At 63.7% G+C, this 14267-nt stretch carries 14 protein-coding genes; 11 read left to right on the top strand and 3 right to left on the bottom strand.

From position 1 onward, the window contains the following. Positions 1-72: 72 nt before the first annotated feature. The 3 genes from IEV83_RS12855 to IEV83_RS12845 all read left to right on the top strand — a co-directional run bounded on the left by IEV83_RS12855 (position 73) and on the right by IEV83_RS12845 (position 3463). Complete coding sequence (locus IEV83_RS12855) at positions 73-660, top strand: sugar transferase (protein WP_244628177.1); 588 nt, start codon at positions 73-75, stop codon at positions 658-660. A gap of 390 nt (positions 661-1050) precedes the next feature. Beyond that, complete coding sequence (locus IEV83_RS12850) at positions 1051-2583, top strand: oligosaccharide flippase family protein (RefSeq protein ID WP_181759944.1); 1533 nt, start codon at positions 1051-1053, stop codon at positions 2581-2583. A gap of 25 nt (positions 2584-2608) precedes the next feature. Beyond that, positions 2609-3463, top strand: coding sequence for a methyltransferase, TIGR04325 family (locus IEV83_RS12845; protein WP_244628176.1), 855 nt, complete (start codon positions 2609-2611; stop codon positions 3461-3463). A 34-nt stretch (positions 3464-3497) separates the two neighbouring features. Here the strand turns inward: IEV83_RS12845 and IEV83_RS12840 are convergent, their stop codons facing one another. Beyond that, positions 3498-4142, bottom strand: coding sequence for a Crp/Fnr family transcriptional regulator (locus tag IEV83_RS12840; protein WP_280514001.1), 645 nt, complete (start codon positions 4140-4142; stop codon positions 3498-3500). Between the two features lie 257 nt (positions 4143-4399). Between IEV83_RS12840 and IEV83_RS12835 the strand changes: the two genes are divergently transcribed. Next, positions 4400-4636 (top strand): hypothetical protein, encoded by a 237-nt coding sequence (locus IEV83_RS12835; protein ID WP_181759947.1) that lies wholly within the window; start codon positions 4400-4402, stop codon positions 4634-4636. 31 nt (positions 4637-4667) lie between these two features. Here IEV83_RS12835 and IEV83_RS12830 read toward each other — a convergent pair whose 3' ends face one another. Both IEV83_RS12830 and IEV83_RS12825 read right to left on the bottom strand, forming a co-directional pair. Continuing rightward, positions 4668-6455, bottom strand: a complete 1788-nt coding sequence (locus tag IEV83_RS12830) for a gamma-glutamyltransferase family protein (RefSeq protein ID WP_181759948.1) — start codon at positions 6453-6455, stop codon at positions 4668-4670. Positions 6456-6519: 64 nt separating this feature from the next. Continuing rightward, complete coding sequence (locus tag IEV83_RS12825; RefSeq protein ID WP_181759949.1) at positions 6520-7236, bottom strand: FadR/GntR family transcriptional regulator; 717 nt, start codon at positions 7234-7236, stop codon at positions 6520-6522. Here IEV83_RS12825 and IEV83_RS12820 point away from each other — a divergent pair. From IEV83_RS12820 to IEV83_RS12790, 7 genes are all read left to right on the top strand, one after another. Continuing rightward, on the top strand, positions 7169-7531 hold the full coding sequence (locus IEV83_RS12820) for a hypothetical protein (protein WP_181759988.1): 363 nt from the start codon (positions 7169-7171) through the stop codon (positions 7529-7531). The two genes, IEV83_RS12825 and IEV83_RS12820, sit on opposite strands and share 68 nt — an antisense overlap. 406 nt (positions 7532-7937) lie before the next feature. Further along, the gene (locus IEV83_RS12815) at positions 7938-9149 is read left to right on the top strand and encodes a transporter substrate-binding domain-containing protein (RefSeq protein ID WP_181759950.1); all 1212 of its coding nucleotides are present in this window, start codon (positions 7938-7940) and stop codon (positions 9147-9149) included. Continuing rightward, positions 9149-9751, top strand: coding sequence for an ANTAR domain-containing response regulator (locus tag IEV83_RS12810; RefSeq protein ID WP_181759951.1), 603 nt, complete (start codon positions 9149-9151; stop codon positions 9749-9751). The genes IEV83_RS12815 and IEV83_RS12810 overlap by 1 nt, the downstream gene beginning before the upstream one ends. After that, positions 9729-10661 (top strand): ABC transporter permease, encoded by a 933-nt coding sequence (locus IEV83_RS12805; RefSeq protein ID WP_209003147.1) that lies wholly within the window; start codon positions 9729-9731, stop codon positions 10659-10661. Before IEV83_RS12810 ends, IEV83_RS12805 begins: the two co-directional genes overlap by 23 nt. Beyond that, complete coding sequence (locus IEV83_RS12800; protein ID WP_181759952.1) at positions 10661-11581, top strand: ABC transporter permease; 921 nt, start codon at positions 10661-10663, stop codon at positions 11579-11581. The genes IEV83_RS12805 and IEV83_RS12800 overlap by 1 nt, the downstream gene beginning before the upstream one ends. 82 nt (positions 11582-11663) lie before the next feature. Beyond that, positions 11664-13292 (top strand): ABC transporter substrate-binding protein, encoded by a 1629-nt coding sequence (locus IEV83_RS12795; RefSeq protein WP_181759953.1) that lies wholly within the window; start codon positions 11664-11666, stop codon positions 13290-13292. Continuing rightward, the gene (locus IEV83_RS12790) at positions 13282-14235 is read left to right on the top strand and encodes an acetamidase/formamidase family protein (RefSeq protein ID WP_181759954.1); all 954 of its coding nucleotides are present in this window, start codon (positions 13282-13284) and stop codon (positions 14233-14235) included. The genes IEV83_RS12795 and IEV83_RS12790 overlap by 11 nt, the downstream gene beginning before the upstream one ends. The last annotated feature ends 32 nt before the right edge of the window (positions 14236-14267 follow it).

The raw sequence follows: 14267 nt of genomic DNA, 5'->3' as shown, positions 1-14267 counted from the left end.
AGGTCCTCCCGACGGGCCGCAAAAGGCCGGATCGGGCAGGTGCACGGCACGCCGGGCCGGGGCAAACGTCTGATGGATATCGTTCTGTCGGCCTCGGCGCTTCTGTTTCTCGCCCCCGCCTTTCTGGTGATCGTGGCCGTTCTCTATCTGGCCGATGGGCGCCCCTTCATCTTCAGCCACAAGCGCATCGGCCGCGATGGCCGGTCGTTCTCCTGTCTCAAGTTTCGCACCATGCGGCGCGATGCGGATCAACGGCTGGCGGAGCTGCTCGCCAACGATCCGGAGTGCCGCAAGGAGTGGGAAGAAAAGCACAAGCTCCTGAACGATCCGCGCATTCATCGGGTGGGCAAGTTTCTGCGCGTCAGCAGCCTCGATGAGCTGCCCCAGTTCATCAATGTGCTGCGCGGCGAGATGAGTCTCGTCGGGCCGCGGCCCGTGGTGGCCAGCGAACTCGAACGCTACGGACGGGATGCGGACTATTACCTGGCGCTGACGCCGGGGATCACCGGCCTTTGGCAGATTTCCGGTCGCAACGACACATCGTACAGGGAGCGGGTCAAATATGATGTCGAATATTATGAAACGCAGTCGGTGTGGAAAGACATCGTCATTCTCTGGAAGACCGTCGGTGTGGTCCTGTTTGCCCGCAATGGATGCTGACCTTCTGAAAGGTCAGTTCAGGATCAGCCATCCGACGATGATCCAGATTGCAAGACAAAACAGGATTGTGACCCAACGGATGACGTATTTTTCGTTGTCTGCCGGCATGTATCTGTCCAAGAACCTGTCCACCGTTGTCCAGTCCGACCGTCGCCTTGACCGGCCCGAAAGCGCCTACCGCAAGCCGGCGACTCCCATGCCGTCACGGCAGTATCGCGAAATCGTGAGAGAAACAGAACCCCAATCTTTACGCCTTCTATCTCGGGGATGCGGCGAGAATGTGAGCGGCTTTGCGGAGGCCGCTCGTTCGGTCTTCGTTCACGGCGTCCTGTTGGCGTGCCGGAGCGGCTCGGCAGATCCGGGCAGAGGCCGATGAGGGGCGGGGGGGCATTGAAAGGCGCCGATTGGCGCAAGTGGCCGGTGATGCGTGCTCTGAGCCGCATTCGGGTTTCCGCATTGGTGGGGGGCGGTGCGTGGACGCTGTGCAGCAAGCTGGTGTCGCAAGCCTTGCAACTGGCGATGTTTATCGTCGCCGCCCATATTCTCGTGCCGGCAGAGTTCGGCTTCTATGCCTTTGCCTCCGCTTTCGCGGTGATTCTGGTGGTGTTTTCCGAATGCGGCTGGCGAGAGTTTCTGCTCAAGTCGGCCAAGTGCGAGCAGCGCAAGAACGAGGTGGCGACCATGTCGGCCGTCAGTGCGCTGTTGTTCACCCTGGTTGCGCTTGTTGCGGCCTGGGGGGTGGCGCATGTCCTCGGGCGCGTCTGGGAGGCCTGGCTGATTGCCCTTTATTCCCTATGGATAATGCCGGCGGCGCTCTCGGGTGTTTATGAAGGCGTTCTGATCTCGCGGGGACAGTTGCGTCGTCAGGCACAGATCCGGCTGCTTGCCGAGGGCTGCGGTTTTCTGTTCGCCATCGGCGGGTTGTGGAACGGTTGGGGAGCCTATGCGCTGGTGGCCGGGCGGCTGGTGATGCAGGGCGTATATCTGCTCGGTGCGGCGGTGACCGTTCGCTGGTGGTTCATCCCCCGCTTCGATCGCGGCTTTACCGCCGAACTGCTGGAGTATTCCCGGCATATCCTGCTCTTGCGGGTCATGCTGCAGATGCGCTCCTACGCCGGCACGCTGGCGATTGGCAGTTTTCTCGGACTGACCGACGCGGGCTTCTATCGTGCGGCCGAGCGCATCGTCGCTGCGGTCTCCGAACTCATCGCCGAACCGGCCCGCCTGCTCGCCTGGACGCTTTTCCGCAAGGCCGGGGGCAGGTCCGCGGGCGAAGAGGAGCCGCCAGCCGCCTTGGGGGTTATGGCGACCCGTTTCATGTTGATTCTTATGGCGGTGTCGCTGCCGGTCTATTTTGGCCTGGCGTTGGTGGCGGAGCGTTTCGTGCCCTTCCTGCTCGGCGACAAGTGGCAGCCGGCGGCGGTGCTGGTGGTGGTGCTGTCGTTCAAGCAGGTTTTTCTCGTTCCCAGTTTCGTCACTGAACCGCTGCTCTCGATCGCCGGCACCATTCGCAAGGCGCCGGGGGTGGCGCTGTTCAACGGGTGTGTATCCATCGTCATGATCGTCCTATGCGCGCCGTTTGGAGTGCTCGCCGCCGCGTTGGGGCAGATCGTGGCGGCGCTGATTGCGCTGGGCACCTCGATGTATCTGCAAGGCCGTTATGGCGGCCTGCATCTGCGGCCCGCGATCATGGGATGCGGTTCCATCTTCGTTGCTTGCGTGCCGATGGCCATCGGCGTTTCAGTGATTGGTTATCTGGCTGACGGAGCGGCAATGGCGCCAGTTTGGGGATTGGTCTTGCAGGTGCTTGGCGGTGCGGTGATCTATCCCGTGGTTCTCTACCTTTTGCGGAAAACGGCGATTGAAGCACCGTTGCCGGCGACGGTGCTGAAGGATGGCGGTGTCACGGGTGCGAAAGCCTGACCGGGCTTCGCCGGGAGGAAGGATGATGGCGACAGTGCATACGACAAGGCCGATCACGCCGCTGCTGCGCAGTGCGGTGGGGCGATTGCGGTTCTCGTTGCGCCCCTTGCAGGCGTTTGGCGGACGGTTGCGCTACCTGTTGCCGCGTCCCCGGCGCTTTTCCGGATGCTATCCCGATTATCAAACGGCGCTGGCGGCGGCGCGGGCGGCGGGCGCCATGCCGGGCTACGACCATGCGGAAGTGGCGCCGGTATCCTTCGACAGGATGTGCCGGGTCGCTCCCTGGGATTATCCTGTGCTCTTTTGGCTGCAACGGCTTTCAGGCGATATCCGGACACTGGTCGATGCCGGTGGGCATATGGGGACCAAATACCTGGCCTTTCGCGCGCAGCTGGCGACAAGCTGGCCGGACCGATGGATTGTCTATGACGTGCCGGCAATCGTCGAAGCCGGCCGCCAGCGGGCCGCAGCCGAGGGGCTGACGGGGCTCCACTTCGTCACGGATCTGCGCGAGGCCGGGCCGGCGGATCTGCTGCTCGGCTCCGGGCTGTTGCAGTATCTCGACATTCCCGTGTCGCAGTTGCTGCTGCGGATGGTAGCCCTGCCGCCGCATCTGATCCTCAACAAGGTGGCGTTTCGGAAAGGCGCGCCGCATGTGACGCTGGAGCGGATCGGGCCGGCGCTGGTGCCGTATCAGATGCGCAATGAGGAGGCGTTTCTCGACGAGATCACGGCGCTGGGCTATGAGCTGGTCGATCGATGGTCGATCCCGAGCCTGTCCCATGTCATCGACACGCATCCGGAAATGGGCGCAAGCGAAAGTGCGGGGTTTTATTTTCGCCTGCGCGAGGCACGGGGTCGGGGAGATGCGCCAGATTGAGAAACGGCCAGAGGCGCGCCGTCACCGGCACGGCCTATTTCATCAGCGGGCCGCCCTGATCGAGGTAGGCCGGATCGAAGGCGGCCAGTTCCACCAGGCGGTCGTGGTCATCGAAGGTGACATGCCCGCTGCGGAAGGTGACGAGCCCGTCCTCCCGCAACTGGCGCAGGACACGGTTGACATGCACCGCGCTCATGCCGAGCGCATCGGCCAGCAAGTACTGGGTGAGTGGGCAGGTGTAGCCGCCGCTGCCTCCCATGCCCACCAGGGACAGCCGGGCGCCCAGCTCCAGCAGGAAATGCGCCATCCGCTGGGAGGCGTCGCGCCGACCGAGATTGACCAGGTGTTCGACGATCATCGCCTCGTCGCGGGAGGCGGCCCAAAGGACGGCGGTTGCCAGGCGTGGGGTTCTGGAAAATACCTCAAGCAGGTCGCTGATCAGGACCTCGGAAACCTCGATCTGGGTGATCGGCTCGATGTTGTGGTCGGAGGCATGCAGCAGGACGTTGCGCAGCCCGAGAAAATCGCCGGGGATCTGGAAGTTGACGATCTGCCGGGAGCCGTCCGGCAGCAGCTTGTGGGAGCAGACCCAGCCGTCGATCAGAATGTATGCGGTCTGGTCGACCTGTCCCTGGCGCATCAGGTCGTGTCCGGCGGCGAAGGTCCGGCGGCGTTGCAACAGACTTGTCAGAACGGAAAGCTCGTCTTCGGAAAATGTGACGAAGGCTCCAAGCTTACGGACCAGAGGGAGTTTAAGACTTCCGGTCAACAAATCCTCCCTTGTATTTTTTATAGAGAAAAGGGGAAGACGCGAAAAGAAAGCGGTTTGGATCAAGCTCGATCAGTGCAGCATAATTTAAATTGTGCGAATATGGCTAGATAAATGAACTGGTCTGGTGAACGCCGTCGTCGCTCTTGCCAGGAGTATGGTTCGTGATGCCCCAACAGAACGAAATTTCCGGGATGGCGGCGCTGGCGATCTGCGAATCCCTGTTGCTTGCCATGAGCGATCACAAGCTGCTGCCTGAGAGCGAGATCGTCGGCATCCTCAAGGATGCGGCGGCCACCCATGAAAATGCGGCCGCGCTCGGGGAAGACCCCGAAACCCACCGGGCTGTGGCCGCGCTCATCCGGGGGATTATCGCCGGCGAACATTCGGTCCGCCGGTCGTGACCGACGGACCTTTCATTTTTCGAAACGATCTCTACCGGCCGACGGCGTAGGCCTGCATCAGGCGCGGGGTGGCGGCGGCCCGCAACAGCCCGTTGGCGTCACGCTGGGCAGCGGTCAGTCGGCCGATGGTCCAGGGTTCGGCCACCTCGACCGAATGCCCTTTGGCCCGTAAGGCGGCAAGGGCTGCTTCGCCAATGGTTTCCTCCACCATGACATGGCCGGGCTGGCGCTGGCGCGGGTAGAACGAACTGGGGAAATGGGTGGTGTGGAACAGCGGCAGGTCGATGGCCTCCTGAAGGTTCAGGCCATGGTGCACCAGGCGCAGGAACAGCGACAGTTGCCACTGGTCCTGCTGGTCGCCGCCGGGCGTTCCGAAGGCAAGGGTCGGGCGGCATTCGTGGAAGGCGAGGCTGGGAGTGAGGGTCGTGCGCGGGCGTTTGCCCGGCGCCAGCGATGAGGGAAGCCCTTCCTCAAGCCAGAACATCTGCGCGCGCGAATTCAGGCAGAAGCCAAGGCCGGGGACGATCGGTGAGGATTGTAGCCAGCCGCCTGAGGGGGTGGCGGAGACCATGTTGCCCCAGCGGTCGATGATGTCGAGATGCACCGTGTCGCCGCGTTTTTCCGACAGATGCGCCATGGTCGGCTCATAGACACCGGTGGAAGAAATTCCGGCGGCCTCGACCTGTGCCATGGTCTTTTGCACCTGCGCTTCGAAGCCCGGCAGCACGCCCGGCCGCAGGTCGAAGGAGGCGGTGTCGGTGATCAGGGCGCGGCGGGCGGCGTTGTAGTCCTCTGACAGGAGCTGGTCCATCGGCACCTGCGCAAACAGCGGGTCACCGTAATAGGCCTCGCGGTCGGCATAGGCGAGCTTCATGGCCTCGGTCACCAGATGCACGAATTCGGGCCCGGCCGGGTCGAGGCTGGTGATGTCGAAGCCGCGCAGCAGGGCGAGGGCCTGGAGCAGGACCGGCCCCTGGCCCCAGGGCTGGGTCTTGGCGACGGTCCAGCCGTGGTAGTCATCGGTCAGCGGGTCTTCGTAGCTTGCGCTCCAGCCGGCCATGTCCTCGGCGGTCAGCACCCCCTTGTGACGGGCACCGGAGGCGTCCATCACCTCCGCGCTCTCCAGATAGCGGCCAATGGTTTCGGCGATGAAGCCGCGATAGAAGCAATCCCGCGCCGCCTCGATCTGGTTTTCCCGGCCCGACTTCGTCTCCGCCTCATTGAGCAGACGGGTCCAGGTGGCGGCAAGCGCGGGGTTCTTGAACAGGCTGTCCGCCTCCGGCAGCACGCCGCCGGGCACCCAAGTCTCGTGGGAGGTGGGCCACTCGGTTTCGAAGAAGTCCTTCAGCCCGGCAATGGTGGCGCTGACCCGAGGCAATATCGGATGACCATGCTCGGCATAGTGAATGGCCGGCTCCAGCACGTCGCGCAAGGAGAGGGTGCCATGGTCGCGCAGCATCAGCATCCAGCCGTCAAAGGCGCCGGGAATGACCGTTGCCAACAGGCCATTGCCGGGGATCTGGTCGAGGCCTTCGGAGCGGTAATGTGCAATGGTGGCGCCCGCCGGGGCAGGGCCCTGGCCACAAACGACCCTGGTTTCGTTTCGCTCGGCGTTATGGAAAATGACCGGGAGGTCGCCGCCCGGGCCATTCAGGTGCGGCTCCAGAACCTGAAGCGCGAAGCCGGTGGCGACCGCCGCGTCAAAGGCGTTACCGCCTTTTTCCAGAATGCTCATGCCGACGGCGCTGGCGATCCAATGGGTGGAGGTGACGACGCCGAAGGTGCCCTTGATCTCCGGGCGGGTGGTGAACATGGTCATGGTGATCTCTTCGTTTGCAGCTGAGTGAAAAGGGCTGTCTTGGGCGGGGAGCGCGCCGGCGGATCTATCCGCTCTCTGGCAGATGGGCGGAGGATTGGAACAGGAGGCGCTCCTGCAACGCCAGAAGGTGTTGGCGCATGGCCAGCTCCGCCGTGATCGGATCGCGGCGTTCGATCGCGTCGATCACCTCCGTGTGCTGCGCCATGTAGAGGGTGAAGGTCTCCCGGGAGCGCAAGGCTTCACGCACATGACGCCAGTTGGTGTCCTGGCGCACCCGGTCGACCACGTCGAACAGGGTCAGGAACAGGGCATTGCCGGCAGCGCTGGCAATGGCCCGGTGCAGGGCGCTGTCCCAGAGCTCGCGGCTGTCCATATCTTCTGCCTGGGCCACGCGGGCGGCCAGTTCGCGCATGGCCGCCACGTCGGCGGGGCTCGCCCGCAGCGCGGCGAACTGGGCGAGGATCGGCTCGATGCGCAGGCGCACCTCCATCACCTCAAGCATGTTGCTCATCTGCGGGAGCTTGGCAATCTGACGCTCTGGATGGCCCGGCTCCGGCCCGATGAAGGTGCCCGCGCCCTGTCGCCGCCAGATGCGGCCTTCGGTTTCCAGCACGTCCAGTGCCCGGCGCACGGCCCGGCGGCCGACGCCGATCTCCTCGGCAAGCTCGCGCTCGGTCGCCAGTTGCTCGCGTCCCTCCCGCCGAGCCTCGTCAATGAGAACCCGCAATCGCTCCAGAGCGAGGCTCGAATTGCGCTGCGCCGGCCTGTCGGTTCCTGTCATCGGCTTCCTTTACGGTACCAATTTGAAATTGGTTCCATTATTGGGCCGTAACTTCAGCAAGGGCAAGCCCGGGTTTTTTGCAAAAAAATTTCGCATTTTGGGGAAAGGCAGATCTTTTCGACAAAAAGCCGGTCTGCGGAAGGCGGCTCATGCGGGGCAGGGCTTCATTTCCAGCCCGTCGCGCCTCCTGATGGCATTAAAATATATTCATATTATTCAATTTGTTATTCTGTTCTCTTCAAGTTTTGTCCGTGTGCTCATGTCCGGCAGGGGCAGGGAGCGTGACGCTGACTGAGGGCTGTGGATTTGGGAGACCACTTGGGCAAGGGCCGCGTGATCGCTTGGCGGCGAGCAGCGGTGCCGGCCTTGTCAGTTTTATCATTGATTTTATTTCGCTTTCGCCATCCGAACGCCTTTTCGGTGGGAATGTTTGGTGCCATGAGGATCTGTGTGCTCAAAAAATAGGCGGGCCGGAAAGCTGAGCAGGTCGCATTGACAAGCGATATCCGATCGCTCAGCATTACTTTCAAATAGCGGCAAGAGGTTCGCCGCACGGCAAATGCGCCCCGATCTTTCGCAGTCTTCTCGCAAGGCTGCGGGTCGGGGTTTTTTTATGTTTTGGCCAGCGATCCCGATTAGGGGGCTGGCCAGTGACAACAGGGCGCCCGGGCGCCACGAGACAGGGAGGGCAGGGGCAAGCAATGACGCGGCAGGAGATCCCGGTGGGCGTGCTGTTTTCCAGCGTCGGCCCTTATGCGGAGATCGGGCGGGAAGCGCGTGAAGGCGCGCGCGCGGCCATCGACGAGATCAATGCCAGTGGGGATTTCGGCTTCCGCTTCACCTGTGTGGAGGCGGACCCGCAGGGCGAGGCCGACCGCTACGCGGTGCTGGCGGAACGGTTGATGCGCGAAGAGGGCTGCCGGCACATCATCGGCTGCCAGACGTCGTGGAGCCGGAAGGAGGTGCTGCCGGTTCTGGAGCGCCATCAGGGGGTCCTCTGGTACACCGCGCCCTACGAGGGGTTCGAAAGCCACGACCGGGTTCTTTATACCGGCGCTTGCCCGAACCAGAACGTGGTGCCGCTGTTTCAGTATGCGGTTCCGGCCTTTGGCAATCGGGCCTATCTGCTTGGCTCCAACTATATCTGGGGCTGGGAGGTCAACCGGATCGCCCGGGAGTTGCTTGGGGCCGATGGCGGCTGCGTCCTCGGTGAGCGCTACATTCCCATTGGCGATGAACAGGTGGCCCATCTGATCGAGGAGATCCGGGAAAAGCGCCCCGACTTCATCCTCAACAATCTGATCGGCACCAGCAGCTATGCCTTTCTCAGAGCCTATCGCGCGCTGGGGCGGGAAGACCCGTTCTTCCTCCCCTCCCGCTGTCCGGTGATCAGTTGCAACCTGACGGAAGCGGAGCTGCCGGTGCTGGGCGCCGCGGCCGAGGGGGTGATCTCCACCTCCACCTATTTCGAAACGCTCGATACGGCGGACAACCGGGCCTTCCTGGCGCGCATGCGGCTGCTACGGGGCGCGGACGCGCAGATTTCGGCTATGTTCACCGGCCCGTATCTGGCCGCCTGGCTGCTTGCCCGGGCGATTGCCGAGACGGGCAAGGCCGATCCGCAAGGGATCATCGCCCGGCTGCCGGACCGTCCCAGGCCGACGCCGCTCGGGCCGGTGGTCATCGACCGTCAGACCCAGCACGCCCATCTGACGCCGCATATCGGTGTGGTCGAAGGGGCCGCGAGCGTGCGGGACCGCGCTCGCTTCCGGCTGGTGGGGACCAGGCCCGCACCGCTCGCCCCCGACCCTTATCTCGTTGACTACGATCCACATGCGGGCTTTGCCCGCGCGCCGTCGGGAGCCGCTAGCCTTGATCGGGAGACGGGGCCGCAATTGAGGCTGGTGACCTGATGGCCGCTGCGTTCCGCACCCCCAGTTTCCGTGGTTGGAAGGCCGTCGTGCTGCACCGGCCGCATACGGACCGGGACAATATCTGCCGGCAGCTCGAACGCCTCGGCATCGAGGTGGAATGCGTCTGGCCGGACCTTCGCAAGGAGCATTCCGAGGCGAACGTGGTCGTGTTCGATGCGGATATGGCGCATGAGGGGCAGTTCCCCTGGAAGCCCGATATCCAGCCGATGCCGATGATCGCGCTGATGGGCACGGAGGCGCCGGGACGGGTGGAATGGGCCATCCGGCGCGGGGCGGGCGCCCATCTCAACAAACCGATCGGGTCGAGCGGTGTTTATGGCGCGCTGGTGGTGGCGCAGCGCTCGTTCGAGGCCCGGTTTGCCTATGAAAACAAGATTGCGGACCTTGAGCAGCGCCTTGCCCGGCGTCCGCAGGTGGTCGAGGCCATTCTTACCCTGATGTTGCAACGAAACTGTGACGCCCACACGGCCTATCGCGGCTTGCGCGATCTGGCGATGGCCGGCCGGATCTCGATCGAGGATGCGGCCGATGAACTCAACGCACGACCTGGAGGGGCGGATGACGACAGACGCAAAGCCTGACGCCGTGGCGCTCCCGGCCGCCGGCCAGACGAGCCGCCAGACAGGCAACCAGACACGCCGCCAGGGCGCCCTGGAGCGGCTGCTGCGCCGCAAGCTGGCGATCATCGCTTTGGTGGTGATTACCATCATCGTCGGCGCGGCGCTGTTCGCGCCGCTGGTCGCCCCGTTCGACCCGTCGGAGCAGTTCTTCGAAGGGCTGACCCTGGAGGGCGCGCCGCTGCCCCCGGGCGAACGCTTCTGGCTCGGCACCGATCTTCTCGGCCGCGATGTGCTGTCCCGGCTGATCTACGGTGCGCAGACCTCGCTGATCATCGGCCTTGTGGCCAATGGCATCGCCGTTGCCGTCGGCGCGCTGGTAGGCATTCTCGCCGGTTTCTTTCGCGGCTGGGTCGAAACCGTGCTGATGCGCTTCACCGATCTGATGATGGCGTTTCCGGCGCTTTTGCTGGCGATCACGCTCGCGGCGTTGTTCCGCCCGAGTCTCTGGATCGTCGCCATGGTGATCGCCATGGTCAACTGGGTGCAGATGGCCCGTGTGGTCTACACCGAGACGCGCTCGCTCTCCGAACGGGAGTTCATCGTCGCCGAACGGGCAATGGGCGCCGGTCTGGGGCGGGTCCTGTTCCGCCACATCCTGCCGCACCTGCTGTCGTCGATTGTCGTCTTCGGAACGCTCGGGATCTCGACCACGGTGCTGCTGGAGGCCACGCTCAGCTATCTGGGCATCGGCGTTCAGCCGCCGACGCCGTCCTGGGGCAACATCATCTACGAGAACCAGACCTATTTCACCTCCGCGCCGTGGCTGGTGTTCTTTCCCGGCGTGGCGATCATCGCGCTGGCGCTGGCGTTCAATCTGCTCGGCGATGCGCTGCGCGAGGTGCTCGACCCGACCCAGAAGGGGAGGCACTGATGGTTTCCTACGTTATCCGGCGGCTGCTGCAATCGGCGCTGATCCTGCTCGGCGTCTCGCTGGTCACCTTCATCCTGCTCTATCTCATTCCCGCCGATCCGGCCCGGCAGATCGCCGGCCGCAGCGCCACCGCGCAGACGGTGGAGAACATCCGCGAGCAGCTCGGCCTCAACCTGCCGTTCTACGAGCAGTACGTCCGCTATCTGCTGAACCTGCTTCAGGGCGATCTGGGCCGGTCCTATCTGCAGAAGACCGAGGTGTCCGAGCTGATCGCCGCCCGCCTGCCGGCAACCTTGCTGCTGATGGCCGGGGCGATCTTCTGCGAATTGCTGATCGGCCTCACCATGGGGCTGGTCGCGGCCCTGAAGCGCAACACACCGACCGACACCACGCTGATGGTGCTGTCCTTCACCGGCGTTTCCTCGCCGCAATTCGTGATCGGCATCCTGCTGCTTTACGTCTTCGCGGTGCAGCTCGGCTGGTTCCCGATCGGCGGCTACGGCACCTTCATGCATCTGGTTCTGCCCTCGCTGACCCTGGGGCTTCTGGGGGCGGGCTGGTACGCGCGGATGATGCGCTCGGCCATGCTCGACGTGCTGCGTCAGGACTTCATCCGCACCGCCCGGGCCAAGGGGCTGAAGCGGGTACAGGTGCTGTTCGGCCATGCGGTGCCCAACGCGCTCTTGCCGATCATCGCCATGATCGGCATCGACATCGGCCTGTTCATGAGCGGCATCGTCGTGGTGGAGAGCGTGTTCGGCTGGCCGGGCATCGGTCAGCTCGCCTGGCAGGCGATCCAGCGGGTGGACATCCCGATCATCATGGGCGTCACGCTGGTTTCGGCCTGCGCCATCGTCCTTGGCAATTTCCTCGCGGACATGGTCGCTCCCCTGATCGATCCGCGCATCAAGCTGCGCTGAGGCCAGAGCCCCGGCGCGTGCCCAAGGCTGCCAGCAGAGCGGCCACATCGAACCGTGAAACCGAAGAACCGGAGGTTGGAGCATGAAAGTCAGATATCTTACGGGAGTGGCAAGCGCCGCTCTTCTCGCCGCCACCCTTGCCGTCCCGGCCAGTGCCGAGGACATCAAGCAGGGCGGCTCGATGATCGTCACCTACAAGGATGACGTCTCGACCCTCGATCCGGCGATCGGTTACGACTGGCAGAACTGGTCGATGATCAAGAGCCTGTTCGACGGGCTGATGGATTATGAGCCGGGCACCACCGATCTGACGACGGATCTGGCCGAAAGCTACACGATCTCCGAGGACGGCAAGACCTTCACCTTCAAGCTGCGCGACGGGGTGACGTTCCACAACGGCCGCAAGCTCACCGCCGAGGACGTGAAATACTCCCTCGACCGGGTGGTGAACCCGAAAACCCAGAGCCCGGGTGCCGGGTTCTTCGGCTCCATCAAGGGCTATGACGCGGTTGCCGCCGGCGAGGCGGAGAGCCTTGATGGCGTGACCGTGGTCGATCCGCTGACGGTGAAGATCGAGCTGTCGCGGCCCGATGCGACCTTCCTGCATGTGATGGCGCTCAACTTCTCCTTTGTCGTGCCCAAGGAGGAAGTGGAAAAGTGGGGGGCCGATTTCGGCAAGCACCCGGTCGGCTCCGGCGCGTTCTCGCTTGAGGAATGGACGCTCGGCCAGCGCCTTGTGTTCAAGCGCAACGCGGACTACTGGCGGGCCGGCACGCCGAAGCTCGACCAGATCACCTTCGAGGTCGGCCAGGAGCCGGTGGTTGCCCTGCTGCGCATGCAGCGCGGCGAGGCCGACATTCCCGGCGACGGCATTCCGCCGGCAAAGTTCCTCGAAGTCATGAAGGATCCGCAGTCCAAGGATCTGATCATCGAGGGTGGTCAGCTTCAGACCGGCTACGTGTCGATGAACGTCAAGATGCCGCCGTTCGACAAGCTCGAGGTGCGCAAGGCCGTCAACATGGCGATCAACAAGGAGCGGATCGTCAGGATCATCAACGGCCGTGCCGTTGTCGCCAACCAGCCGCTGCCGCCGTCGATGCCCGGCTACGACAAGGACTACAAGGGTTATCCGTTCGATCCGGAAGCGGCGAAGAAGCTTCTGGCCGAGGCCGGCTATCCGGACGGTTTTGAGACCGAGCTCTACGTCTACAACACCGATCCGAACCCGCGCATCGCCCAGTCGATCCAGGCGGATCTTGCCGCCATCGGCATCAAGGCGGAGCTGAAGGCGCTGGCGCAGGCCAACGTGATCGCCGCCGGCGGTGAAGCCGATCAGGCGCCGATGATCTGGTCCGGCGGCATGGCCTGGATCGCCGACTTCCCGGATCCGTCCAACTTCTACGGCCCGATCCTTGGTTGCGCGGGTGCGGTCAAGGGCGGCTGGAACTGGTCCTGGTACTGCAACGAGGAACTGGACAAGCTCGCGGCGGAAGCCGACAGCATCACCGATCCGGCCCGCAAGGAGGAACGGGAGAAGCTGTGGGGCAAGATCTTCACATCCATCATGGATGACGCGCCCTGGGTTCCGGTCTTCAACGAGCTGCGTTTCACCATGCGCTCGGATCGCCTGGGTGGCCCGGACGCCATCTTCGTCGATCCGGTCCATATTCCCGTCAACTACGATTATGTGTGGGCGAAAGATGTGCAGTAACTGCAAGGCCGCGAGCTATACGATCCACGCGGCGCAACATCACTTTGGCTGGGACAATTCGATTGCCCCGGTCAAGACCGTGGCACCGGGAACGGTGCTGGAATTCGAGTGCATCGACAGTTCCGCCGGCCAGTTGACGCCGGAAAGCACGGTCAAGGATGTTACCGAGATGGATTTCGGCAAGATCAATCCGGTCAACGGTCCCATCCATGTGGATGGGGCCGAGCCGGGGGATGCGCTGGTGGTGCGGATCCATCAGTTCAAGCCTTCCGACTTCGGCTGGACGGCCAACATCCCGGGCTTCGGGCTTCTGGCCGACCAGTTCAAGGATCCGGCGCTGCACGTCTGGTCCTATGACAAGGACAAGCCGACGGTTTCGGCCTTCTCCCCCTTTGGCAAGGTGCCGCTCAAGCCCTTCGCCGGAACGATTGGCGTGGCGCCGGCGGAAACCGGCCTGCATTCCATCGTTCCGCCGCGCCGGGTCGGTGGCAATCTCGACATCCGCGATCTGGCGGCGGGAACGACGCTTTATCTCCCCGTCGAGGTGGCCGGTGCGCTGTTTTCCATCGGCGACACCCATGCCGCCCAGGGTGACGGCGAGGTGTGCGGCACGGCCATCGAAAGCCCGATGAACGTGGTGGTCGAGCTTGACCTTCTGAAGGGCGAGAACCTCAAGATGCCGCGCTTCGAGACGCCGGGTCCGGTGACCCGTCATCTCGACGAGAAGGGCTATGAGGTGACCACCGGCATTGGCGAGAACCTTTACGAAGGGGCTCAGGCGGCGCTGTCGAACATGATCGACCTGCTCTGCGCCCGGCACGGCTACAACCCTGTCGATGCCTATATGCTGTGTTCGGTCTGCGGCGATCTGCGGATCTCCGAGATCGTCGATGCCCCGAACTGGGTGGTCTCGTTCTACTTCCCGAAAGTCGTTCTCGACTGACTGCCCGCGGCCCGGCGCTCCCTGAGAGGGTG

Source organism: Stappia taiwanensis, assembly GCF_014635285.1.
GTDB classification, from domain to species: Bacteria; Pseudomonadota; Alphaproteobacteria; order Rhizobiales; family Stappiaceae; genus Stappia; species Stappia taiwanensis.
Note: the sequence above shows the minus strand (reverse complement) of the source record. Positions and strands in the feature narration are given on the sequence as shown.

Bases quoted from the DNA above. Each gene is read 5' to 3' on its own strand.
- IEV83_RS12815 (WP_181759950.1), top strand. From the start codon at position 7,938: ATGACGCGGCAGGAGATCCCGGTGGGCGTGCTGTTTTCCAGCGTCGGC.
- IEV83_RS12825 (WP_181759949.1), bottom strand. From the start codon at position 7,236: ATGACAGGAACCGACAGGCCGGCGCAGCGCAATTCGAGCCTCGCTCTG.
- IEV83_RS12795 (WP_181759953.1), top strand. From the start codon at position 11,664: ATGAAAGTCAGATATCTTACGGGAGTGGCAAGCGCCGCTCTTCTCGCC.
- IEV83_RS12800 (WP_181759952.1), top strand. From the start codon at position 10,661: ATGGTTTCCTACGTTATCCGGCGGCTGCTGCAATCGGCGCTGATCCTG.
- IEV83_RS12830 (WP_181759948.1), bottom strand. From the start codon at position 6,455: ATGACCATGTTCACCACCCGCCCGGAGATCAAGGGCACCTTCGGCGTC.
- IEV83_RS12790 (WP_181759954.1), top strand. From the start codon at position 13,282: ATGTGCAGTAACTGCAAGGCCGCGAGCTATACGATCCACGCGGCGCAA.
- IEV83_RS12805 (WP_209003147.1), top strand. From the start codon at position 9,729: ATGACGACAGACGCAAAGCCTGACGCCGTGGCGCTCCCGGCCGCCGGC.
- IEV83_RS12845 (WP_244628176.1), top strand. From the start codon at position 2,609: ATGGCGACAGTGCATACGACAAGGCCGATCACGCCGCTGCTGCGCAGT.
- IEV83_RS12835 (WP_181759947.1), top strand. From the start codon at position 4,400: ATGCCCCAACAGAACGAAATTTCCGGGATGGCGGCGCTGGCGATCTGC.
- IEV83_RS12855 (WP_244628177.1), top strand. From the start codon at position 73: ATGGATATCGTTCTGTCGGCCTCGGCGCTTCTGTTTCTCGCCCCCGCC.
- IEV83_RS12820 (WP_181759988.1), top strand. From the start codon at position 7,169: ATGAGAACCCGCAATCGCTCCAGAGCGAGGCTCGAATTGCGCTGCGCC.
- IEV83_RS12810 (WP_181759951.1), top strand. From the start codon at position 9,149: ATGGCCGCTGCGTTCCGCACCCCCAGTTTCCGTGGTTGGAAGGCCGTC.